The 22133-nt window shown below is 74.6% G+C and carries 21 protein-coding genes and 1 riboswitch; of the genes, 14 read left to right on the forward strand and 7 right to left on the reverse strand.

What is annotated here, in order from left to right; genetic code table 11:
* Nucleotides 1-18: 18 nt before the first annotated feature.
* The 3 genes from ABD994_RS06485 (at nucleotide 19) to ABD994_RS06495 (ending at nucleotide 4025) form a co-directional block, all read left to right on the forward strand.
* On the forward strand, nucleotides 19-450 hold the full coding sequence (locus tag ABD994_RS06485) for an SRPBCC family protein (protein ID WP_345411983.1): 432 nt from the start codon (nucleotides 19-21) through the stop codon (nucleotides 448-450).
* Nucleotides 451-576: 126 nt separating this feature from the next.
* Complete coding sequence (locus ABD994_RS06490) at nucleotides 577-1578, forward strand: helix-hairpin-helix domain-containing protein (protein WP_345411985.1); 1002 nt, start codon at nucleotides 577-579, stop codon at nucleotides 1576-1578.
* Nucleotides 1575-4025, forward strand: a complete 2451-nt coding sequence (locus tag ABD994_RS06495) for a ComEC/Rec2 family competence protein (protein WP_345411987.1) — start codon at nucleotides 1575-1577, stop codon at nucleotides 4023-4025. The genes ABD994_RS06490 and ABD994_RS06495 overlap by 4 nt, the downstream gene beginning before the upstream one ends.
* Nucleotides 4026-4032: 7 nt before the next feature.
* On the opposite strand, the gene thrC is transcribed toward ABD994_RS06495, so the two are convergent.
* On the reverse strand, nucleotides 4033-5295 hold the full coding sequence (thrC, locus tag ABD994_RS06500; protein ID WP_345411990.1) for a threonine synthase: 1263 nt from the start codon (nucleotides 5293-5295) through the stop codon (nucleotides 4033-4035).
* Nucleotides 5296-5307: 12 nt separating this feature from the next.
* A riboswitch (SAM riboswitch) is annotated at nucleotides 5308-5424 on the reverse strand.
* A gap of 147 nt (nucleotides 5425-5571) precedes the next feature.
* Between thrC and holA the strand changes: the two genes are divergently transcribed.
* Nucleotides 5572-6588 (forward strand): DNA polymerase III subunit delta, encoded by a 1017-nt coding sequence (gene holA / locus ABD994_RS06505; RefSeq protein WP_345411992.1) that lies wholly within the window; start codon nucleotides 5572-5574, stop codon nucleotides 6586-6588.
* Nucleotides 6589-6720: 132 nt separating this feature from the next.
* On the opposite strand, the gene rpsT is transcribed toward holA, so the two are convergent.
* Nucleotides 6721-7014 (reverse strand): 30S ribosomal protein S20, encoded by a 294-nt coding sequence (gene rpsT / locus ABD994_RS06510; RefSeq protein WP_345411995.1) that lies wholly within the window; start codon nucleotides 7012-7014, stop codon nucleotides 6721-6723.
* Nucleotides 7015-7187: 173 nt separating this feature from the next.
* Between rpsT and lepA the strand changes: the two genes are divergently transcribed.
* The 5 genes from lepA to ABD994_RS06535 all read left to right on the forward strand — a co-directional run bounded on the left by lepA (nucleotide 7188) and on the right by ABD994_RS06535 (nucleotide 14717).
* Nucleotides 7188-9101 carry a translation elongation factor 4 gene (gene lepA, locus ABD994_RS06515; protein ID WP_345411998.1) on the forward strand — a complete coding sequence of 638 codons (1914 nt, stop codon included), beginning with the start codon at nucleotides 7188-7190 and terminating at the stop codon, nucleotides 9099-9101.
* A gap of 43 nt (nucleotides 9102-9144) precedes the next feature.
* The gene (locus ABD994_RS06520) at nucleotides 9145-9681 is read left to right on the forward strand and encodes a hypothetical protein (protein WP_345412000.1); all 537 of its coding nucleotides are present in this window, start codon (nucleotides 9145-9147) and stop codon (nucleotides 9679-9681) included.
* Nucleotides 9682-9846: 165 nt separating this feature from the next.
* On the forward strand, nucleotides 9847-11673 hold the full coding sequence (locus tag ABD994_RS06525) for a DEAD/DEAH box helicase (protein ID WP_345412002.1): 1827 nt from the start codon (nucleotides 9847-9849) through the stop codon (nucleotides 11671-11673).
* A 207-nt stretch (nucleotides 11674-11880) separates the two neighbouring features.
* Nucleotides 11881-13881, forward strand: coding sequence for an FAD/NAD(P)-binding protein (locus tag ABD994_RS06530; RefSeq protein ID WP_345412004.1), 2001 nt, complete (start codon nucleotides 11881-11883; stop codon nucleotides 13879-13881).
* Nucleotides 13878-14717 (forward strand): alpha/beta fold hydrolase, encoded by an 840-nt coding sequence (locus ABD994_RS06535; RefSeq protein WP_345412006.1) that lies wholly within the window; start codon nucleotides 13878-13880, stop codon nucleotides 14715-14717. The genes ABD994_RS06530 and ABD994_RS06535 overlap by 4 nt, the downstream gene beginning before the upstream one ends.
* Nucleotides 14718-14756: 39 nt before the next feature.
* Here ABD994_RS06535 and ABD994_RS06540 read toward each other — a convergent pair whose 3' ends face one another.
* On the reverse strand, nucleotides 14757-15722 hold the full coding sequence (locus ABD994_RS06540; RefSeq protein WP_345412010.1) for a quinone oxidoreductase family protein: 966 nt from the start codon (nucleotides 15720-15722) through the stop codon (nucleotides 14757-14759).
* 102 nt (nucleotides 15723-15824) lie between these two features.
* Between ABD994_RS06540 and ABD994_RS06545 the strand changes: the two genes are divergently transcribed.
* Entirely contained in the window at nucleotides 15825-16577 is a 753-nt protein-coding gene (locus ABD994_RS06545) for an alpha/beta fold hydrolase (RefSeq protein WP_345412012.1), read from the forward strand.
* 34 nt (nucleotides 16578-16611) lie between these two features.
* On the forward strand, nucleotides 16612-16824 hold the full coding sequence (locus tag ABD994_RS06550) for a hypothetical protein (RefSeq protein WP_345412015.1): 213 nt from the start codon (nucleotides 16612-16614) through the stop codon (nucleotides 16822-16824).
* A gap of 100 nt (nucleotides 16825-16924) precedes the next feature.
* On the opposite strand, the gene ABD994_RS06555 is transcribed toward ABD994_RS06550, so the two are convergent.
* The gene (locus ABD994_RS06555) at nucleotides 16925-17698 is read right to left on the reverse strand and encodes an enoyl-CoA hydratase-related protein (RefSeq protein ID WP_345412017.1); all 774 of its coding nucleotides are present in this window, start codon (nucleotides 17696-17698) and stop codon (nucleotides 16925-16927) included.
* A gap of 109 nt (nucleotides 17699-17807) precedes the next feature.
* On the opposite strand from ABD994_RS06555, the gene ABD994_RS31655 reads away from it, so the two are divergent.
* From ABD994_RS31655 to ABD994_RS06565, 3 genes are all read left to right on the forward strand, one after another.
* Nucleotides 17808-17873, forward strand: coding sequence for a putative leader peptide (locus tag ABD994_RS31655; RefSeq protein WP_425550036.1), 66 nt, complete (start codon nucleotides 17808-17810; stop codon nucleotides 17871-17873).
* A 191-nt stretch (nucleotides 17874-18064) separates the two neighbouring features.
* Nucleotides 18065-18280, forward strand: a complete 216-nt coding sequence (locus ABD994_RS06560) for a hypothetical protein (protein WP_345412019.1) — start codon at nucleotides 18065-18067, stop codon at nucleotides 18278-18280.
* 116 nt (nucleotides 18281-18396) lie between these two features.
* On the forward strand, nucleotides 18397-19626 hold the full coding sequence (locus ABD994_RS06565; RefSeq protein ID WP_345412021.1) for an acyl-CoA dehydrogenase family protein: 1230 nt from the start codon (nucleotides 18397-18399) through the stop codon (nucleotides 19624-19626).
* A 91-nt stretch (nucleotides 19627-19717) separates the two neighbouring features.
* Here ABD994_RS06565 and ABD994_RS06570 read toward each other — a convergent pair whose 3' ends face one another.
* The 3 genes from ABD994_RS06570 to ABD994_RS06580 form a co-directional block, all read right to left on the reverse strand.
* Complete coding sequence (locus ABD994_RS06570; protein ID WP_345412121.1) at nucleotides 19718-20722, reverse strand: zinc-binding alcohol dehydrogenase family protein; 1005 nt, start codon at nucleotides 20720-20722, stop codon at nucleotides 19718-19720.
* A gap of 50 nt (nucleotides 20723-20772) precedes the next feature.
* Nucleotides 20773-21546 (reverse strand): dienelactone hydrolase family protein, encoded by a 774-nt coding sequence (locus tag ABD994_RS06575; RefSeq protein ID WP_345412023.1) that lies wholly within the window; start codon nucleotides 21544-21546, stop codon nucleotides 20773-20775.
* 99 nt (nucleotides 21547-21645) lie between these two features.
* Nucleotides 21646-22119 (reverse strand): OsmC family protein, encoded by a 474-nt coding sequence (locus ABD994_RS06580; protein WP_345412025.1) that lies wholly within the window; start codon nucleotides 22117-22119, stop codon nucleotides 21646-21648.
* Nucleotides 22120-22133: the final 14 nt, after the last annotated feature.

Genomic DNA, 22133 nt, shown 5'->3' on the forward strand with positions numbered 1-22133 from the left:
GGGCGCGACGATGGCGACGTGACGGCCGTCGTGAACCGCCTGGACACCGACGCCGACCCGGCGACCGTGTTCGACCACGTCTCGGACCTGCGCACCGAGGTCGGGTGGAACCCCGCGGCGCGCCGGATCGACCTCCTCGGACCAGAGCCGGTCGGGGCGGGGTCGCGGTTCGCCGCCTCCTACCGGGGAACGGGGCGCGGGACGGCGGAGATCGTGGAGTACGCCCGCCCGACGCACTGGCGGACGCGCTGCCGTTTCCGCGGCGTCGACGTCGACATCGTCGGGCGTGTGGAGCCCCGGGGGCGCGGGACCCACCTGACACTGACGCTCGAACTCGCGGCGGGCCGTGCCCTGCGTCCGCTGCTGCCGGTGATGGCCGCGGGGCTGCGCGTGGCGGGACGGGCCAACATGCGGCGGCTGGGGCGCCTGCTGAGCGCGCCGGAGGTCTAGCCGGCTGCTCTCTCCGGCCGTGGATGCCGCCCGCCCGGGCCGTCCTCCGTCCCCACCCCCGCCGGTTGTCCCCAGGCACCGTCTCGCTGCTGTCCCTGCTCCCGCGGCGCTTCCTAGCGTCGCGCCATGCTCCGCAGCCCCTCGCCGCCGGCCGACGGCGCCCGCGACCGCCTCCGCGCCCTGCGCGCCCCCGGGTGGGGCGGGCGCGAGGACGTCGACGTCGGTCCGGCGGCGCCGTCCCCGGCCGAGGAGCGGGTCGATCGCGTGGGCTGGCCGGGGGCGCCGCCGGGCACGCCCGCGGCACGGTTGCGCCTGGCGCCACCGGTCGCGGTCGACCCGGAACCGGAGCCCGACGGTGACGACGACTGGTGGGACGACGAGGAGGACGACGCGCCGCCGCCCCGGCGGGCGAGCGCCTGGGACCCGCCCGAGCGGGGCGAGCGCGCCCGGCGCTGGCTCGCGCGCTGGGTGCCGGCGTCGTGGGCGGGGGCGCGATGGGATCCCGGCCGCACCGGCGCGCTCGCCCTCGTCGCCGCGGCGGCCGCCGCGGCCGTCGTCGCGGCGGTCGGGGTGTGGGCGGGACGGCCGACGGCCGAGCCCGTCCCCGCGCTGCCCGTCGTCGCGGGGCCGGCGAGCGCGCCCGTCGGACCGGCCGTCGGGCCGCCGGTCGACGCGGGGCCGATCGTTGTCTCGGTGTCGGGACGGGTCGTGCGTCCCGGGCTGGTCCGGCTCGCGCCCGGCAGCCGGGTCGGCGACGCGGTCGAGGCCGCGGGCGGCGCGGCACCGGACGCCGACCTCACCGGGCTGAACCTCGCGGCGCGGATCAACGACGGCGAGCAGGTCGTCGTGGGGGTGCCGACGCCGGCAGCCGCTCCGGCCGGGGCCGCCCCGGCCGGTGGGTCGGCGGGTGGCGGGGGCGGTGCGCCGCCGGGCGGGGGCCGTGTCGACCTCAACACCGCGACCCTGGAGCAACTCGACCAGCTGCCGGGCGTCGGCCCGGTGACGGCCCAGCGCATCCTCGAGTGGCGCAGCCAGAACGGGCGCTTCGCGACGGTCGAGCAGCTCCAGGAGGTCAGCGGGATCGGCGATGCCCGCTTCGCGACCCTGCGGGACCTGGTGACGGTGTGAGCACCCTGGCGCCGGAGCGGGCGCGGCGGGGGCCGGACCCGTCGTCGCGGGAGCCGGAGCCACCGGCGCCCCCGGACCTGCGCCTCGTCCCCGCCGCGCTCGCGTCGTGGGGGGTCGCCGTCGCGGCGCTGACGGCGGGGTGGGGCGCGGCGCTGGTGCTGGTCGCGGTCGGGGTGGTCGCCGCCGTCGTGGCGGCGCGCCGGCGGGGTGCCGGGCGCTCCGGGCGCTCCGGTCTCCGGGCCGTGGTGATCGCGACCGGCGGGTGCGCCGCCGCGGTCGGCGTCGTGGCCGGGCTCGGGGCCCACGCCGTCGCGAGCCACCCGCTGCGGCCGGCCACGGGCTCCGGGGCGTCGGCGCGCGTCGACCTCGTCCTGACCGCCGATCCCCAGCCGGTGCGCTCGACGGTGCCGGGGCCGGGGCGGGTCGTCGTGCGCGGCGAGCTCGTGGGCGGGCAGGTCGGGGCGGGCGTGGCCTGGCGGGCCGGCGGCCGCGTCGTGCTGCTCGCGCCGGCCGAGCACTGGGCGGGGCTGTTGCCCGGCCAGGTGGTGGGCGCGCGGGGCCGGCTCGCACCCCCGGACCGCGCCGACCTCACCGTCGCCGTGCTGCAGGTGCGCGGCCCGCCGCAGCAGGTGGGCCCGGTGCCGGCGGCCCAGCGGATCGCAGGCGATCTGCGCGGCGGGCTGCGCGACGCCGCCCGCGCCGTCCTCGCCGAGGACCCGGCGGCGCTCCTGCCCGGGCTGGTGGTGGGCGACACCTCGGGGCTCTCGCCCGGGTTGCAGGACGACTTCCGCACCGCCGGGCTCACCCACCTCACCGCGGTGTCGGGCACCAACGTCGCGATCGTGTGCGGCGCGGTGCTGCTGCTGGCCCGGCTGGGTCGGCTCGGTCCCCGCACCGCGGCGGTGCTGGCGGCGCTGGCGCTGGTGGGGTTCGTGGTGCTGGCGCGGCCGTCGCCGAGCGTCCTGCGGGCGGCGGTCATGGGCGGGGTCACGGTGCTGGCGCTAGCGGTCGGGCGGCGGCGCTCGGTGGTGCCGGCGCTGTGCGCGGCGGTGATCGTGCTGCTGCTCGTGGACCCGGGCCTCGCGACCGATCCGGGCTTCGCGCTGTCGGTCCTGGCCACGGGGGCGCTGGTGCTGCTGGCCCCGGGGTTCGTGGCACGGATGCGGGCGCGGGGCGTGCCGCCGGGGGTCGCCGAGGCGCTGGCGGTGCCGGTGGCGGCGCACGTGGTCACCGCCCCCGTGATCGCGGGGCTGTCGGGGGAGGTCAGCCTGGTCGCGGTGGTGGCGAACCTCCTGGCCGCCCCGGGGATCGCGCCGGTGACGGTGCTCGGGGTGCTCGCGGCGGTCGTCGCCCCGTGGTGGACCGCCGGCGCGCACGCGCTGGTGTGGGCGGCCGGGCCGGGGGTGTCGTGGCTGGTGTGGGTCGCGCGGCGGTGCGCGGCGGTGCCGGGCGCGACGTTCGCGTGGCCGTCGGGTGCCGTCGGGGCGCTGGCCCTGGCGCTGGCCGTCGTGCTGGTCGCGGCGGCGCTGCGGTGGCGACGCCTGCGCCTGGTGGTGGCCGCGGTCCTCGTCGGCGCGCTGCTGGTGATCGTGCCGACGCGCGTGGCGCCGCCCGGGTGGCCGCCGGCGCGGTGGTCGCTGGTGATGTGCGACGTCGGGCAGGGCGACGGGCTCGTCCTGGCGACGGGCGAGCCGGGACGTGCCGTGCTCGTGGACGTCGGGCCCGACGCGGGCGCGATCGACGGCTGCCTCGCGCGCCTCGGCGTCCGGTCGCTGGCGCTGGTCGTGCTGACCCACCTGCACGCCGACCACGTGGGCGGGCTCGCGGGCGCGCTCTCCGGACGGCCCGTGGGCGGCATCGCCCTCGGTCCGGCGCGCGACCCCGAGGACACGCTGGTCCAGGTGATCGGGCGCTCGGCGGCGGCCCGGGCGCCGGTGGTCGGGCTGGCGCGGGGCACCGTGCTGCGCTGGCCGGGGCTGGTGCTCGAGGTGCTCGGGCCGGTCCGCCCGACCGTGCACGTCGACGGTGAGGACGGCAGCGCGGTCAACGACACCTCGGTCGTGCTGCGTGCCCACACCCCGGTCGGCCGGATCCTGCTGCCCGGCGACGCCGAGCTCTCCGCGCAGTCGGCGCTGCTCGGCACCGGCGCCGATCTCCACGCCGAGATCCTCAAGGTGCCCCACCACGGGTCACGCTCGTCGTCGCCGACGTTCCTCACCGCGGTACACGCCGGGCTCGCGCTGGTCAGCGTCGGGCGCGGTAACACCTACGGGCACCCCAACCCCGGCGTGATGGGTCTTCTCGCCCGCTCCGGGGCGATGGTGCGCCGCACCGACGAGTCCGGCGACCTCGCCGTCGTCGCGAGGGACGACGGCGGCGACCCGCGTGCCGGCCCCGCCGTCGTCGCCCGCGGCGACCCGCGTCCCGACCCCCGACGACGGCGGTGAGGAGGAGCTACAGCCCCAGCGCCTCGCGCACGGCCTTCGACGTCGCGGGGATCGTGGCCTTCGGGCCGACCTGGTGCTCGATGGCGTCGAGGGTCTTCAGACCGTCGCCGGTGATGAGCAGGACCGTGTCGGCGTCCGGGTCGAGGTCGCCCGACTCGACCATCTTCTTCGCGTTGGCGACGGTCACCCCGCCGGCGGTCTCGGCGAACACGCCCTCGGTCCGGGCGAGCAGCCGGATGCCGTCGCGCACCTCCTCGTCGGTGACGTCGGTGACGACACCGCCGCAGCGGCGCACCGCGTCGAGCACGTACGGGCCGTCCGCCGGGTTGCCGATGGCCAGCGAGCGGGCGATCGTGTCCGGCTTCTGCGGGCGGACCACGTCGGTGCCCTCGCGGAAGGCGGTGGACACCGGAGAGCACCCGGCGGCCTGGGCGCCGAACACCTTGTAGTCGCCGCCGTCGACGAGACCCAGGGAGATCAGCTCCGAGTAGGCCTTGTCGACCTTCGTCAGCTGCGAGCCCGACGCGATCGGGATGACGGTCTGGGCCGGGACGCGCCAGCCCAGCTGCTCGGCGACCTCGTAGCCGAGCGTCTTCGAGCCCTCGGCGTAGTAGGGCCGCACGTTGACGTTGACGAACGCCCAGTCCTCCTGCTCGAAGGCGAGCTCGGTGGCGAGACGGTTGACGTCGTCGTACGTGCCCTCGCAAGCGAGGAGGTTGGTGTCGTACACCGCGGTCATCAGGATCTTCGCGCGCTCGAGCGAGGCCGGGACCAGCACGACCGAGTCCCAGCCCGCGCGCGCCGCGGCGGCCGCGGTGGCGTTGGCGAGGTTGCCCGTCGACGGGCAGGCCAGCGTGGTGAAGCCGAGCTCGCGGGCCGCGGCGAGCGCGACGCCGACGACGCGGTCCTTGAAGGAGTGCGTCGGGTTGCCGGTGTCGTCCTTGACCCACAGGTTCCTGATCCCCAGGGCGGCACCGAGGCGGTCGGCCCTGAGCAGACGCGTGCAGCCCGGGTCGGTGTTCGGGATCGTCTCGACCGTGGTGGGGACCGGCAGCAGCGACTTGTAGCGCCAGATGCTGCGCGGCCCGCGCTCGATGTCCTCACGGGTGACGCGGCCGAAGTCGTAGGCCACCTCGAGGGGCCCGAAGCACCGCGGGCACGCGAACTCCGCCGCCAGGTCCATGCGGTGGCCGCAGGCCCGGCAGGAGAGGGCGGCGGCGGGTCCGAGGTCGTAACCGGTGCCGGTCGTGGCCTGGACAGTCAGCGTCATGGAAGGAAATCCTCCTCATCTTCCCCGCCGGAGCGGGTCGGAATTGGCACCGTGATCGCCGCGCAGAACACGCTGACGCCGGTTGCCGGGGTGTCGTCGGGCCGGTCCCTCTACCCCTCTGGATGAGCCTTGTTCGGTTGTGTGGCGGCCTCCTGGGCACGTCCAGCGCGAAACCCTACGGCACGAGGGGGAGCGCGACCACCGAGCGCGGCCGGGGGAGACCTCCCTCACGCGCTCGCCGACGGCGCTGTCGCTGTGTCGTGACACGATCGGTCCGTGAGTCCCGAGCCCCCGGCGCCGCTGCACCTGGTCGTCGGCGACGAGGCCCTGCTCGTCGAGCGGGCGGTGTCGCGCGCGATCGCGACGGCCCGCGAGGCGGACCCGGCGGTCGAGGTGTCGCACGTCGCCGCCGGCGAGATCACCGCGGGCGTGCTGGGCGAGCTGGTCAGCCCGTCGCTGTTCGCCGAGTCGCGCGTGGTCGTGGTGGACAACGGACACGACGCGAGCGCCGAGGTCACGACGCTGCTGCTCGACTACGCGAAGGCACCCAGCGACGGCGTGACGCTCGTGGTCGTGCACCGCGGCCCGCCCAAGGGTGGGAAGGGCCGGCGGCCGGCCAAGGGCAAGGAGACCAAGCCGAAGGGCGACGCGCTGCTCGAGGGGCTGCGCAGCGCCGGCGCGACCGAGGCGTCGGCGGCGTCGCTGTCGGACGATCAGCGGGCCGACTTCGTGCGCACCGAGGTCCGCCAGGCCGGCGGGAAGATCACCGGCGAGGCCCTCGGCCTGCTGATGGACGCCGTCGGCTCCGACCTGCGCGAGCTCGCCGCCGCCGCGTCCCAGCTCGCGTCGGACTCGGGCGGTCACGTCGACGCCGACGCCGTGCGCCGCTTCCACCGCGGCCGGGCCGAGGTCACCGGGTTCGCCGTCGCCGAGAAGGCCATCACCGGCGACCGGCCCGGTGCGCTCGAGGAGCTGCGCTGGGCGCTGGAGACCGGTGTCGCCCACGTGCTCGTCGCCGACGCCCTGGCCGACGCCGTGCGCACCGTCGCCCGGGTCAGCGCCGCCGGTCGGGGCGACCCGTACGCCATGGCGTCGGCACTGAAGATGCCGCCCTGGAAGGTGCGCAAGGCCCAGGGCCAGGCGCGGGGCTGGGGAGCCGAGGGGCTGACGCGCGCGATGGGCGTCGTGGCCGGTCTCAACGCCGACGTCAAGGGCGCCGCGGCCGACCCGGCCTACGCGCTCGAGCACGCCGTCGAACTGGTCGTCGCGGCCCGGGGCAGCTCGCGACGCTGAGCCGCCGTCCGGTGATCGTGGGGGCTTTCCTGACGTCCAACGTCCGCGTGGACGCCACGCTGGCACACCCGGTGAGACGCAGAACGGCCCGCCCCGAGGTCGGGGACGGGCCGTTCCGCGTGTGCTGGGGCCTCAGGCCGGGGTCTTGCCCGCCTTGGCGTCGACGGTGAAGCGCTCGGCGCGGTGGGCCATGCGCGACTTCTTGTTCGCCGCCTGGTTCTTGTGGATGACGCCCTTGCTCACGGCCTTGTCGAGCAGGCGGGCGGCCTCGCGCTGGCGGGTGGTGGCCTGCTCCTGGTCGCCGGCCTCCACGGCCTCGCGGTAGCGGCGGATCGCGGTCTTGATGCGCGACTTGGCCGCCTTGTTCCGCTGGCGCGCCTCCTCGTTCTTGCGGATGCGCTTGATCTGCTGCTTGATGTTCGCCACGGGAGTCTTCGAACCTCGTCTGTCGGTGCTTCGGGAGCCACGGGAGCGCGCGGGGGCGCTCGACCGCCTCACGCAGTGGACGTCAGGTTACCAACCCCGCACATCGCCGGGTGCGGCCGGGCCTCGTGGGACGATGGGGACAGCACGTCCGTCCCGACCGTGAGGATCGCCCGTTGAGCCAGACCACCCAGCAGTCCGACACGACCCCTGGACGGCCGGGCACGCAGGGCTTCGCGGACGAGACGTTCACGCCGCCGGCGCAGATCCGCAACTTCTGCATCATCGCCCACATCGACCACGGCAAGTCGACGCTGGCCGACCGCATGCTGCAGATGACCGGCGTCCTGGGGGACCGGGCCTACCGCGCCCAGTACCTCGACCGCATGGACATCGAGCGCGAGCGCGGCATCACCATCAAGGCGCAGAACGTGCGCCTGCCCTGGTACGCGGCCGGGCCCGACGGCGAGATGCGCGACCACGTGCTGCACCTCATCGACACCCCGGGCCACGTCGACTTCACCTACGAGGTGAGCCGCTCGCTGGCCGCGTGCGAGGGCGCGATCCTGCTGGTCGACGCCGCGCAGGGCATCGAGGCGCAGACCCTGGCCAACCTCTACCTGGCCATGGAGCACGACCTCGAGATCATCCCGGTGCTCAACAAGATCGACCTGCCGGCCGCCGACCCCGAGCGTTACGCCGAGGAGATCGCCCACCTCGTCGGCTGCGAGCCCGACGAGGTCCTGCGCATCTCGGCCAAGACCGGCGACGGCGTCGAGGCCGTGCTCGACTCGGTGGTGCGTCGGGTGCCCGCGCCGGTCGGCGACGCCGAGGCGCCGGCCCGCGCCATGATCTTCGACTCGGTCTACGACACCTACCGCGGCGTCGTCACCTACATCCGCGTCGTCGACGGCCGGATCACCCCGCGCGAGCGCATCCGCATGATGTCCACCGGCGCGGTGCACGAGCTGCTCGAGGTCGGGATCATCTCGCCGGACCAGAAGCCCTGCCAGGGCCTGGGCGTCGGCGAGGTCGGCTACCTCATGACCGGCGTGAAGGACGTCCGCCAGTCCCGCGTCGGCGACACCGTCACGTGGGAGCGCAAGGGCGCCACCGAGCCGCTCGGCGGCTACCGCGACCCCCAGCCGATGGTCTACTCCGGGCTCTACCCCATCGACGGGTCGGACTACCCGCTGCTGCGCGACGCCCTCGACCGCCTGCGGCTCAACGACGCGGCCCTGTCCTACGAGCCGGAGACGTCGGCGGCGCTGGGCTTCGGCTTCCGCTGCGGCTTCCTCGGCCTGCTCCACCTCGAGATCACCCGTGACCGCCTCGAGCGCGAGTACGGGCTCGACCTCATCTCGACCGCCCCCAACACCGTCTACCGCCTCGAGCTCGACGACGGCTCCGAGGCGGAGGTGACCAACCCTGCGGACTGGCCCGAGGGCAAGGTCGCGACGATCTACGAGCCGATCACCAAGGTCTCGGTGCTGACGCCCGCGGACTTCGTCGGTCCGATCATGGAGCTGTGCCAGTCGCGGCGCGGGTCGCTCGACGGCATGGACTACCTGTCCGACAGCCGGGTCGAGCTGCGGTACACGATGCCGCTCGCGGAGATCATCTTCGACTTCTTCGACATCCTGAAGTCGCGCACCCGGGGCTACGCCTCGCTGAACTACGAGCCCGCCGGCGAGCAGGCCGCCGACCTCGTGAAGGTCGACATCCTGCTGCAGGGCGAGCCGGTCGACGCGTTCTCGGCGATCGTGCACCGCGACGCCGCGTACGCCTACGGCAACAGCATGGCGACCAAGCTGCGCGAGCTCATCCCGCGCCAGCAGTTCGAGGTGCCGATCCAGGCAGCCATCGGCGCGAAGATCATCGCTCGCGAGACCATCCGCGCGATCCGCAAGGACGTGCTCTCCAAGTGCTACGGCGGGGACATCACCCGCAAGCGCAAGCTGCTGGAGAAGCAGAAGGAGGGCAAGAAGCGGATGAAGACGATCGGCCGGGTCGACGTCCCGCAGGAGGCCTTCGTCGCCGCCCTGTCCACCGACCAGAACGCGGTGGAGAAGAACAAGGCGAAGAAGTAGCGATCGACCCCACGGCCGGGACGGCCCGGGTCACACTGCGGCGGTGACGAGGTCCGCGTCGTGGGCGCTGTGGTGGGCGGGCACCGCCGTGATGGTGGCCTGGGGCGTGATCGGGGCGTTCGTCGTCGCGGCGGGCGGTGTTCCCGGTGGCCCACGAGGCTGGCTCGCCATCGGTCCCTTCCTCCTGGTCTGGGTCGCGTGGGCGGCCGTCGTGTGGCTCTCCCGTGCCCGCTCGTCCCTCCCGCGACCCGAGGAGCCGACCGTCGTCGACGCCGTCCGCGCCGTGGGGCGCGGCGAGTCGATCGCCGACCCGGACCTCCTCGCCGCGGCGCTCGACCGCCACCGTCGGGCGCACCGGCTGCTCGACCTGCAGGTCGTGGGCTGGTCCGGCGGCGGGTGGGTCTTCGCCACGTGGATCGCGGACCCGGAACGGGCCCTCCCGCCCGCCCTGACGGTGGTGCTGGTCGGTCTCGCCGCCGCGGCCGTGCTGGCGGCCGCCGTCGTCCACGCGCGCGTCGGGCGGGCGCTCGGCCGCCTCGACGCCCTCGCATCCGTGACCGCGCCGTCGGGTCGGGAATGACCGATCGCGTAGACTGGTTGGACGTGCCGAGCTGTCGGCCTGGGAGGACTCCGGAGTTGTGACCGGGTCCACGGACAGCTCCGCGTCCGTTGCTCCCTCTCCTGAAAGAACTACGTGACCCACGCTGCTGTCCTGTCCGATCACCATGACGTCGAGCTCGTCGATGTGATCTCCCCCTCCACCTCCGAGAGCGCCACCGCCGACGACGGCGACCTCGCGCCGGAGACCCCCGAGACCGCTGACGAAGCGGCTCCCCAGCACGACGAGCCGGCAGCCTCCGGCTTCGCCACGCTCGGCCTCGACGACCGGCTGCTGCCGACGCTCGCCGCGGCCGGGTTCGACACGCCCACGCCGATCCAGGCCGAGACCATCCCGCTGCTGCTCGCCGGCCGCGACGTCCTCGGCCTGGCGCAGACGGGCACCGGCAAGACCGCCGCGTTCGCGCTGCCGATGATCTCGGCGGTCGAGCCGGCGCAGAAGAACGTGCAGGCCCTGGTCCTGACGCCCACCCGCGAGCTGGCGATCCAGGTCGCCGAGGCCATCGAGCGCCTCGGCACCGCGGTGCCCGGGCTCGAGGTCGTCCAGCTCTACGGCGGCGCGCCCTACGGCCCGCAGCTGCACGGGCTGCGCCGCGGCGGCCAGATCGTCGTCGGCACGCCCGGCCGCGTGGCCGACCACCTCGAGAAGGGCACGCTCGACCTCTCGCACGTCGCGCACTTCGTGCTCGACGAGGCCGACGAGATGCTGCAGATGGGCTTCCTCGAGGAGGTCGAGGCCCTCTTCGAGCACCTGCCCGACGACCGCCAGGTCGCCCTGTTCTCCGCGACGATGCCCGCGGCCATCCGCGAGGTCTCGCGCCGGCACCTCAACGCGCCGGCCGAGGTGTCGATCAAGTCGAAGACGCAGACGGCGGTCAACACCCGGCAGCGCTACGTCGTGCTGCCCGAGCGGCTCAAGGCCGACGCGCTCGCGCGCATCCTGCAGGTCGAGGACTTCGACGCCTGCCTGGTGTTCGTGCGCACCCGCCAGAACACCACCGACGTCACCGAGGCGCTCAACCGTCGCGGGTTCTCCGCCGTCGCGATCTCGGGCGACCTCTCGCAGGTGCAGCGCGAGAAGACGATCGCCGACCTGCGGTCGGGCAAGATCGACGTGCTCGTCGCGACCGACGTCGCCGCCCGCGGCCTCGACGTCGACCGCATCTCGCTCGTGGTCAACCACGACCTGCCCACCGACCCCGAGTCCTACGTGCACCGCATCGGGCGCACGGGGCGGGCCGGGCGCAGCGGCGAGGCCATCTCGTTCGTCACCCGCGGCCAGATCCGCACCATGCGGATGATCGAGGGCGTCACGAAGCAGAAGGCCGAGGAGATGTCGGTGCCGGACACCGACGCGGTCAACACGCGTCGCCGGCAGCGCTTCACCGAGCGGATCAGCAGCACCATGGCCGACGGCATCCCCGGCGGTGACGACGTCGAGGTGTTCCGTTCGCTGGTCCGCGGCTACGTCGAGGAGACCGGTAGCGACCCGATCGAGGTCGCCGCGGCGCTCGCGACGATGGTCCAGGACGGCAAGCCGCTCCTGATCGAGGAGCTGCCCCCGCCGCCGGCCCGCGGCGAGCGCCCCGACAAGCGCGGGACGCGTGACGGCAAGCCCGACCGCGGCCAGGGCCGCACCAGGGCGCCGTCGTGGGACGTCGGCTCCGGCCGCGACACCTACCGCATCGAGGTCGGGCACAACCAGCGCGTGCGGCCCGGGGCCATCGTCGGCGCCATCGCCAACGAGGCCGGGCTCGACTCCACGCACATCGGGCACATCGACATCCGGGGTGACCACACCCTGGTCGAGCTGCCCGACAACGTGCCGGGCCACGTCGTGAAGCGCCTGCAGCGCGCCCGCGTCGCCGGCCGGCCGATGGGCCTGCGCCGCGCGTCCGGTGCCGAGGTCGCGTCGGCCCCGCCCCGCGGTCCGCGGGGCCCGAAGCGCCGCTAGCCCGGCCGGCGGCGCTGCAGCGCCCGTCCACGCGTGCCCCCGACGAACGAACGGCGTTCTCGCTGCTACCGAGGCAGCGAGGGCGCCGTTCGTTCGTGACGGGCCGGGTGCGTGTCCCGCGCGTCACCCGCCGCCGACGAGCGGTGGCCGCCCCAGGGAGCCCGGCCTACCGTTGAGGGCGTCGAGCAGGCGGCGGAGGGTGCTGAGATGGCGCGGTCGATCGTCGTCGTGGGTGCCGGCCCGCGGGGGGCGGGGGTGCTCGAGCGGATCGCCGCGAGCGCCGAGGAGTTCGGCGTCGGACCCGGCGCCGAGCTCGACGTGCACCTCGTCGACCCCTACCCGCCGGGCGCGGGACGCATCTGGCGCCACGAGCAGTCGTCACTGCTGTGGATGAACTCGATGGCCGCCGACGTCACGATGTTCACCGACGACTCGGTGCAGATCGACGGGCCGATCGTGCCCGGGCCCTCGCTCTACACGTGGGCGGTCGACCTGCGCGAGGGCCGCATGCCGGGGGAGGACGTCCCGCCGGGCGAGGTCGGCGACGAGCTGCGCGCGCTGGGCCCCGCGACGTTCCCGACGCGGCGGCTGCAGAGCTACTACCTGGACTGGGTGCTGCGCCACGTCGAGGCGACGCTGCCGCCGGGCGTGCGCGCCCACCGGCACCGCACGCGCGCCGTGGGGCTGACCGACGGCACCCCGCAGCGCGTGCGCCTGGCCACCGGCGAGGAGCTCGACACCGACGCGCTCGTGCTCGCCAGCGGCCACCTCGATGCCGACCCCACCGCCGACGAGCAGGACCTCGCCGCGTTCGCGGCGGCGCACGGCCTGACCTACTTCCCGCCCGAGCAGACCACCGACTCCGAGCTCGACCGCATCCCCGCCGGCGAGACGGTGATCGCCCGTGGCATGGGCCTCGCGTTCGTCGATCTCGTCGTGCTGCTCTTCGAGGGCCGCGGCGGGACGTTCGTCGAGGACCCGGCCGCCGACCCGTCGACGCCGGGCAGCCTGCGCTACGTGCCGTCGGGCCGGGAGCCGGTGCTGCACGTCGGGTCGGGACGCGGGGTGCCGTACCACGCGAAGACCGAGTACGCGCTGCGCGGACCGCGCCCGCCGCTGCCGCGGTTCCTGGGGCCCGACGAGGTCAAGGAGTTCATCCGCGAGGGGTCGGTCGACCTGCGCCGCGACGTCTGGCCGCTCATGGCCAAGGAGGTCGGCTGGGGTTACTACCACGAGCTCTTCCACGGCCACCTGGACCGCGTCGCGGGGACGTGGGACGCGTTCGCCGCCGCCTACGCCGAGGTCGACTGGTACTCCGCCGAGCGCGCCGAGCTCGTCGCCGCGCGGGTGCCCGACCCGGACGACCACCTCGACTTCGAGCGCATCGACCGCCCGCTGCGCGACGTCTGCGTCGACGACCCGGAGGCGCTGCAGCGCGTGCTGCGCGACTACGTCACCGACGACCTGCGCCGCCACGTCGACGACCGCTACACCGCCGAGCTGGGCGCGTTCGTGGCCCTGCTGTCGGTGTTCGCGCAGGTCATGGAGCTCGCCGGCGCCGACGCGCTGACGCCGGCGTCGCGGGCGCGCGACCTGTCGTGGTGGCAGAACCTGTTCAGCTCGCTGGCCAGCGGGCCGCCCGGGCCGCGGCTGCGCCAGCTGCTCGCGCTCTCGCGCGCCGGGTTCGTGCGGTTCCTCGGCGCGGGCCTGCTCGTCGAGGCCGACGAGGACGCCGGCGTGTTCCGGGCGCGCAGCGACAGCCTCGACGGCGTCGGCGTCGAGGCGCGCACGTTCGTCGAGGCCCGGCTGCCGGCGCCGAGCGTGAGCCGCAGCGCCGACCCGATGCTCGCCGCCCTGCACGCCGAGGGCCAGCTCGACGAGGAGGTGCTCGACCTCGGCGGCGAGTGCCCGGCGAAGTCGTGCGGGTCGGCCGTGCGCTCGGCCGACGCGGCCGTGGCCCACGGGGACGGCGCGGTGGTGCTGCACCACACCGGGCTGGTGCGGGTGCGGCCGTCGGACTTCCGCCTCGTCGACGACGACGGCGAGGCCCACCCGACGCGCTTCGCGATCGGACCGCACACCAACGTGCGCATCCCCGGCGCGTTCACCCGCCCGAACACCAACGCGCTGAGCTTCCGCGCCAACGACGCGCTCGCGCGCGCCGTGCTCGCCGTCGTCGCGCCCGCCGCGGGACGATTGACGGCGTGATCCCCGCGCCGGTCCGCGTCGCCCTGCCCGACGTCACCCTCTCGGTCACCGACGTCGGCGAGGGACCGGCCGTGGTGCTGCTGCACGGCTTCCCGGACCGCGCGTCGATGTGGTCCGCGCAGATCGAGGGGCTGGTGGCGTCCGGGTACCGGGTGATCGCCCCCGACCTGCGCGGGTTCGGCGACAGCGACCGGCCCGACGCCGTCGACGCCTACCGCATCAGCCGCTCGGTGGCCGACGTGCTGGCCCTGCTCGACGAGCGCGGCGTCGAGCGGGCCGCCGTGGTCGGGCACGACTTCGGCTCGGTCGTCGGCTGGGCGTTGGCGATGCGCAGCGACCGCGTCACCCGCTACGCCGCCCTCGCCGTGGGCCACCCCGAGGCGTTCCGCGCCGCGGGCCTCGCCCAGCGCGAGCGGTCCTGGTACATGCTCTGGTTCTCGTTCCCCGGCGTCGCCGAGGAGGTCCTGCCCGCCGACGACTGGACGCTGTTCCGGCGCTGGTTCCACAGCGGGCGCGACGACGAGCTCGCCCGCACCCAGGTCGCCGACCTCGCCCGGCCGGGGGCGCTCGTCGCCGGGCTGAACTGGTACCGCGCGAACACCGACCCGCGCACATTCGTCGACGAGACCCCGCTCGGGCTGCCGCGGTTGACGATCCCGGTGCTCGGCATGATCGGCGACCAGGACGTCGCCCTGGGCGAGCCGCAGATGGCCGACTCCGGGCGCTACCTCGACGGTCCGTTCACCTACGTGCCGGTGCCCGGCGCCGACCACTGGTTCCCGGTCCGCCACGCCACCATCGTGACCGACCAGCTCCTCGCCTTCCTCCGTGCGTGATCTTCCGAGCTATCGCTCGGAAGATCACGCACCTAAGGGTCAGCGGGTGAAGACGATCTTGCCGGCGGTGACGCCGTCGAGCATGCTCTGGAACCCGTCCTTGGCGTCGGCCATCGGGAGCTCCTGCCCGATCTCCGGGCTGATGCCGGTGGCCGCGACGAAGTCGAGCAGGTCGCGCAGCTCGGCGAGCGTGCCCATCGTCGAGCCGACGAGGTTCTTCTGCAGGAAGAACATCTGGGCGAGCTCGGCGGGCGGCTGGTTGCCCGAGGTCGCGCCCGAGCAGACGATCGTGCCGCCGGGCACGAGCGCGCGCACCGAGTGCTTCCAGGTCGCCTCGCCGACGGTCTCGAACACCGCCTGCACCTTGCCCGGCAGCTTCCCGTTCGACTCGAAGACCTGGTGCGCGCCCAGGCGCAGCGCCAGCTCGCGCTTCTCGTCGCTGCGGCCGGTGACCCACACCTGCATGCCCGCCGCGCGACCCAGCTGGATCAGCGCCGTCGACACGCCGCCCGACGCGCCCTGCACCAGCATCGTCTGGCCGCCGCGCAGGCCCGACTTCGTGAACAGCATCCGGTAGGCCGTCAGCCACGCCGTGCCCATCACCGCGCCGGCCGTGGCCGTCATGCCCTCGGGGCGGGGGAGGGCGTTGCGCTGCGGGACCACGACGTAGTCGGCGAAGCTGCCCTGCGCCCACTCGGTGAGCATCTTGCGCTTCGGGTCGAGGGTCTCGTCGTCCTTCCAGTCCGGGTCGCCCATGAGCGAGTGCAGGACGACCGGCGTGCCGTCGTCGAGCGTCCCGGCGCCGTCGCAGCCCAGGATCATCGGGAACTGCTCTGCCTGGATCCCGACACCGCGCAGGGTCCACAGGTCGTGCATGTTGAGGCTCGCCGCCTCGACCTTCACCCGGACCCAGCCGTCGGGGACCTCCGGGTCGGGCCGCTCGCCCACCACGAGGGAGGCGATCGGGTCGTCGGCGTTGGGCTCGGAGGCGTAGACCGCGAACATGCCCCGCAACCTATCCGGGACGCCTCGCCGAACGCCCGATGAGTTCGGGCGCCGCGAGGAGTTCCACCGGTGACGACCCCGAGGCCCCCTGGGAGGACCCCGATGTACGCCCACCTGCCCGGCATCGACGTCTACTACGAGGACCACGGTGACCCCACCCGCCCGGGAAACCCGCTCGTCCTGCTCCACGGCGGGATGCAGACGATCGACCTCAGCTTCGGTGCCCTGCTCCCGCGGCTCGCCCCGCACCGGCGCGTCATCGCCGTCGAGCTGCAGGGTCACGGCCGCACCGCCGACGTCGACCGCGGGATCACGCTGGAGAACCAGTCCGGCGACGTCGTCGGCGTCCTCGACCACCTCGGTCTCGAGCGCGCCGACGTGCTCGGTTTCAGCTGGGGCGGCTACGTCGCCCTCGAGACCGCGCTACGCCACCCCGGTCGCGTGGACCGGCTCGTGCTCGCGGCGGTGAACACCCGCGCCGACGGCTACCACGCCGAGATCGGCGACCCGGCGCAGTGGGAGACGTCCACCCGGATGCCCACCGCCGAGGAGTTCGGGGCCATGGTCGCCGCCTACGAGCGGTACGGGCTGAGCACCTTCGAGGGCGTCAACGCGAAGCTGCAGCCCATCGTCGGCGCCGAGGAGAACTGGACGTCCGCCCAGCTCGCGACCGTGGCCGCCCCGACGCTCGTGGTCATCGGCGACCACGACTTCGTGCGCGTCGACCACGCCGTGGCGATGCAGGAGGCGATCCCGGACGCCGCCCTCGCGGTCCTGCCGCGCACGAAGCACAGCGAGGTGGTCGCCCGCGTCGGGATCCTCGCCCCGATCCTCGAGGACTTCCTGGGTCGCTGACGGGCGTCAGGCGCCCGCGCGTACCGTCGACGTCGTGCTGCACGCCGTCGCGACCTGGTGGGACGGGATCGAGCTGTGGCTCACGCAGCTCGACTTCACCGTGCAGGTCGTCCTCGTCGTCGCGGTCGTCGGCCCCGTCGCGTGGGGCCTCGCCGCCGTCATCGACACGGTCGTCGAGCGCTCCGTCGCGGCCCGGCTGGAGGCCGCCGAGCGCCGCGAGCAGCGCCGCTCGGGCAGCCCGGGCTGAGGGACCGTCGATGGACCGCCGCGCCGCGCGGCTCTGGGTCTCCGCGACCCTCGTCGCGCTCCTGCTGATCGTGATCGTGGTCAACCTGCTCTGACGCGGGTCAGTCGCCCGGCACCCACGACGGCGCGCGCTTCTCGGCGAACGCCGTCATGCCCTCCTGGCCCTCCTCGGAGGCGAAGAACTCCGCCGACAGGGCGAGCATCGCCTCGAGGTCCTGCGCCAGGTGCTCGCCACGGTCGCGGCGCAGCAGGGCCTTGGTGGCCGCGAGTGCGCGCGGGCCGCCGCGGGCGAGCATGTCGGTGTAGCGCGCGACCTCGGCGTCGAGCCCGTCGGCGTCGACCGCGCTGTTGATCAAGCCGATCGCCGCGGCCCGGTCGGCGCCGAACGTCTCGCCGGTGAGCATCAGCTCGTGGGCGGCGCGGGGGACCAGCCGGGGCAGCACCGTCGACGAGATCACCGCGGGCACGACGCCGATGCGGACCTCGGTGAACGCGAACGTCGCCTCGCGGGCGGCGACGGCGATGTCGCAGGCCGAGACGAGGCCGACCCCGCCGGCGCGGGCCGGGCCGGCGAGGCGGGCGACGACGGGGGTGTCGGACTCCCAGAGCAGCGCGAGGATGCCCGGGAACTCGTTGACGCCCTGCTCCGACGAGCCCGCACCGCGCGACTCGCGGAGGTCCATCCCCGAGCAGAACACCGGACCGGTGTGGGTCAGGACGATCACGCGCGCGGCCTCGTCCTCGATGGCCGCCTCGAGGTGGGCGCGCAGCTCGCGGCGCAGCTGCGCCGACAGCGCGTTGCGGTTGTGCGGGGAGTCGAGGGTGATCGTCGCGGTGCCGCCCGCGACGTCGAGGTGGACCAGTTCGTCGGGCATGGGCGTCACTGTGGCATCGCGGGGCCCGGACGTGATCGCCCGCACGGTGGTGGCGTCGGCGGGCGGCCGGTGCGTACCGTCCCGTGGTGTGACCGAGGCGCCGACCACGATGTGGCACGCGTGGCGCCGTCACGTCGATCTGTGCCGCACCTCCGGCGCGATCTGTTGCTCCTGACCCGTTGAGCCCGCCCGGGCCACACGTCCCGGGCACCGTCCTCATCCGTCGGAGCACGACATGACGCTGTCGCAGCGCGTCCAGCGGGCCCTCGACGACCTGTGTCGTCTCTCCCCGCTGCTCGCCCTCGTGCACACCTCCTCGCCGGCCGCGGCCACCGTCCCGGGCGAGGTCCACCGGAGGAACCCCGCATGGCCACTGTCATCCCCCGTTTCAGCCCGCGAGGCGCCGCGGTCGCCGAGCTCCTCACCGACCTGGACTCCCTGGTCCGCCGCGAGGTGAACCGCGACAACGCGGGCACCGAGCACTGGGACCGCGGCGCCGAGCGCATCGCCGCCGAGGTCGCCACCGCGCTGGCCCGCCTGCGCGACGACCTGCGCCGCCACCCCTTGCCCGACCGCCGGTGACGCCGCCGCCCCCGCCGGTCCCGCTCGTGCGGCGCCGGTGGGTCGACCACGCCCGGGTGCGGTCCCAGCGATGTCGGTCCTCCCCGCCGAGACGACCGACCCGCCAGGAGAACCCGATGACCAGCACGCTCACCCGCCCGACCACCGACTTCGCCGCCCTGCCCACCCCGCGCACGGAGGAGGAGTGGCTCGAGCGGGCCCGCCTCGTCCGTACCGTGCTCGCCGCCGACGCCGCGGCACGCGACGCCGCCGGCGCGACCCCCTACGCCGAGGTCGCCCTGCTCAAGGACTCCGGCCTCGTCACCCTGCTCGGCCCCGTCGAGCACGGCGGGGGCGGCCAGGAGTGGCCGCTCGCCTACCGCGTGATCCGGGAGGTGGCCGCCGGTGACGGCTCGATCGGCCAGCTGCTCGGCTACCACCTGTTGTGGTGCTGGGCCGCGCGACTCGTCGGCACCCCCGAGCAGATCGCGCACGTCGAGGCCGAGGCCACCCGGCAGCGGTGGTTCTTCGGCGGTGCGGTCAACCCGCGCGACGCCGACGTCGTCATCCGCGACGAGGGCGACGAGATCGTCTACACCGGCCGGAAGTCGTTCTCGACCGGCAGCAGGGTCTCGGACGTGACGGTGCTCGAAGGGGTGCTGGAGCACGCCCCCGAGACGCACGTCTTCGCGATCGTGCCGTCGGACCAGCCGGCGATCACGTTCCACGACGACTGGGACAACATCGGCCAGCGGCTCACCGAGTCGGGCAGCGTCACCCTCGACGGCGTGCGCGTACCGTGGAGCGACGCCGCCGGGTTCCGCGACAGGGTCTTCACGCCGCGGGTCTACAACACGATGAACGTGCCCACGATCCAGCTCGTCTTCGTCTCGTTCTACCTCGGCGTGGCCCGCGGAGCGCTCGAGGAGGCGGCCGCGTACACCCGCACCACCACCCGTCCATGGCTGCACGGCGGGTACGAGCGCGCGGTCGACGAGCCCTACGTGATCGACACCTACGGCGACCTGCAGGCCGGGCTCTGGGCCGCCGAGGCCCTGGCCGACGCCGTGGCCGCCGAGGCACTGCCCATCCACCGCGACCCCGACGCCCTCACCGAGCGGGCCCGCGGCGAGCACGAGGTGCGCGTCGCGGCGGTCAAGGCGCGGGCGACGGAGGTCGCGCTGGAGGTGACCAGCCGCGTGTTCGAGGTGCTCGGGGCCCGGGCGACGGCGTCGTCGCTGGCCTTCGACCGCTTCTGGCGCAACGTGCGGACCCACACGCTGCACGACCCTGTGGCCTACAAGCGCCGCGAGGTGGGCCGGCACCTCCTCGTCGACGAGCTCCCGACGCCGACCTGGTACAGCTGACCGGCGTACCGGACGCGGCCGAACGCTGCCGGCCTCGAGGAACGAGCGGCGCTCTCGCTGCTTCCGTAGCAGCGAGAGCGCCGTTCGTTCGTCACTTGCGGGACGCCGGGGGGCGCCAGCGCAGGGGGCGGGGGAGGACCACGATCTTCCCCGTCGCCCGGTCGCCCTCCATGATCGAGTGGGCGTCCCGGATCCGTTCGATGGGGAAGACCTGGCCGAGCGGGACGGTCGCCCGCCCGGCGGCGACGTCGTCGAGGAAGCGCTGGAGCACGTCGGCGGGCAGGTCGCTCGCCTCGCCCCCGTAGGCCGTCAGCCGCACCCCGCGCGGCAGGTAGTCGATGGGGTAGAAGTCCGGCACCGTCCACTGGTTGGAGAGCATCCCCGCGAAGCACACGACGCCGTGGCGACGGGCCGCGCGCAGCGTGTCGGGCAGCGTCGGGGTGCCGACGAGCTCGAGCGCGGCGTCGACGCCGTCGCCGAGGACATCGCGCACACGGTCGGCGACCGCACCGTCGTCGACGATCACCTCGTCCACCCCGAGCGCGCGCAGCCCCTCGGCCTTGGCCTCCGAGCGGGTCGTCGAGAGCACGGTCAGCCCCCGCGCCTTCGCCAGCACCGCCGCGGCCATCCCGATCGAGGACGTGCCCCCGCGGATGAGCAGGCTCTGGCCGGGCCGCACGTCGAGCCCGTCGGTGAGCGCGCCGTAGGCGGTCTGGAGCATCTCCGGCACGGCGCCGAGCGTCGGCCAGTCGAGGTCGCTCCAGAACGCGATGACCTGGCTCGCGGGCACGCAGGTGTACTCGGCGTAGCCGCCGTCGAACGTGCGGCCCATCCCGCCCATCATCGTCACGACCTGCTGCCCGGGCACGAACTCGCCGCCCGGGCACACCGCGACGACGCCGGCCGCCTCGATGCCCGGCACGCGCGGGAACGTGACGCCCTCGGCGAGCCCGAGGCGGGTGTGCAGCTCGGAGCGGTTGATCCCGAACGCCTTGACCGCGATGAGCACCTGCCCGGGCTCGGGCTCCGGGACGATCAGGTCCTTGATCTGCAGGGCCGTCAGGTCCCCCGGCCCGCTGAGCACCACCGCACGCATCCTCGCCACGGCGATGATCCTGCCCGAGCGCTCGGGCCGCCGTCAGCGTGTCAGGCGGCCGTCGGCGCGACGTCCAGCGGCAGGCACTCCCCGAGCAGCGCGACGACGTCGTCCCAGGCCCGCTGGGCGTGCCGTGCGTGGTACGCGACGCCGGGGAGCACGGTCTGGCCGTACGTCCCGTCCTCGGCGATGCTGCCGTCGGGGCGCGTCGGCGGGTGGTGGAAGGCGTGCTGGGCGCCGCCGTAGACCACGAGCCGCCAGTCGACGCCCGCCTGCGCCATCTCGGCGGTGAACGCCTCGCGCTGCTCGGGCGGCTGGATCGGGTCGTCCGACCCGACGCCGGCCCACACCGGGCAGCCGATGCCCGCGGCCTCCCCGGGGCGGCCCGTGATCAGCCCGTTGACCGTCGCCACGGCGCGCAGCGGGACGCCGGCGCGGGCGAGCTCCAGCCCGATGGCGCCGCCGGTGCCGTAGCCGATCGCGGCGATGCGGTCGGGGTCGGTCCTCTCCTCGGCGCGCACCGCGTCGAGCGCCGCGTGGCCGATGTCCCGCATCCGCTCGGGGTCGCCGAGCAGCGGCAGGCAGCGTGCCAGCATCTCCTCGGGGTCGGCGAGCCACCGCCCGCCGTGGATGTCGAAGGCGAGCGCGACGTACCCGAGCTCGGCGAGGGCGTCGGCGCGACGGCGCTGGAACGCGTTGAGCCCCGGTCCCTCCGGGCCGACCAGCACCGCGGGACGCCGGCCGTCCCCGTCCGGGAGGGCGAGGTGGGACACCATCACCAGGCCGTCGGCGGGGTAGGTCACCGACCGGGTCGTCACCGTCATGCCGGGGACGTTAGGCAACCGGCGCGCCGTTCGGTCCGGTGTTCGCGGCCGGCGGACGCTCAGCAGCCGATCGCGTCCGTCCCGGACCCCCGAAGTGCGTCAGACCGCCGCGGGCAGCTCGGCGCGGGTCCAGTCGTTGACGAACTCCGTGCCCGAGCGCTGGAAGAGCTGCGTCACCGGGCAGCGGCGCGCGGTCTCCGAGATCAGCGTGGCGAACTGCTCCTCGCTGGCGTCGGTCTCGACGGTGGCGCGGACCTCGACCTTGTCGAAGTTCGCGTTGCCCTCGGCGCCGCCCACGAGCACGGCGGTGTCGAGGTCGCCCTGGATGTCGAAGGTCCACGCGCCGAGCTGGATGCCGAGGTCCTTGGCGACGAGCGCGGCGGTGACCTGGTTGCACGAGGTCAGCGAGCCGAGGGCGTAGAAGAGTGGGCTGGGCGCCTCGTCCTTGCCCCCGAAGGCGGGGTAGGCGTCGGTGTGGAAGACGTGACCGCCGGCGTCGAGCGTCTGCGCGACACCGGTGCCCTCGCCGTGGACGGCGAACGGGACGACGGTCTCCTTGGGCTTGATGGCCATGGGTGTGCCTTTCG

Origin of the sequence: Actinomycetospora chlora (genome assembly GCF_039542135.1) — a bacterium.
GTDB classification, from domain to species: Bacteria; Actinomycetota; Actinomycetes; order Mycobacteriales; family Pseudonocardiaceae; genus Actinomycetospora; species Actinomycetospora chlora.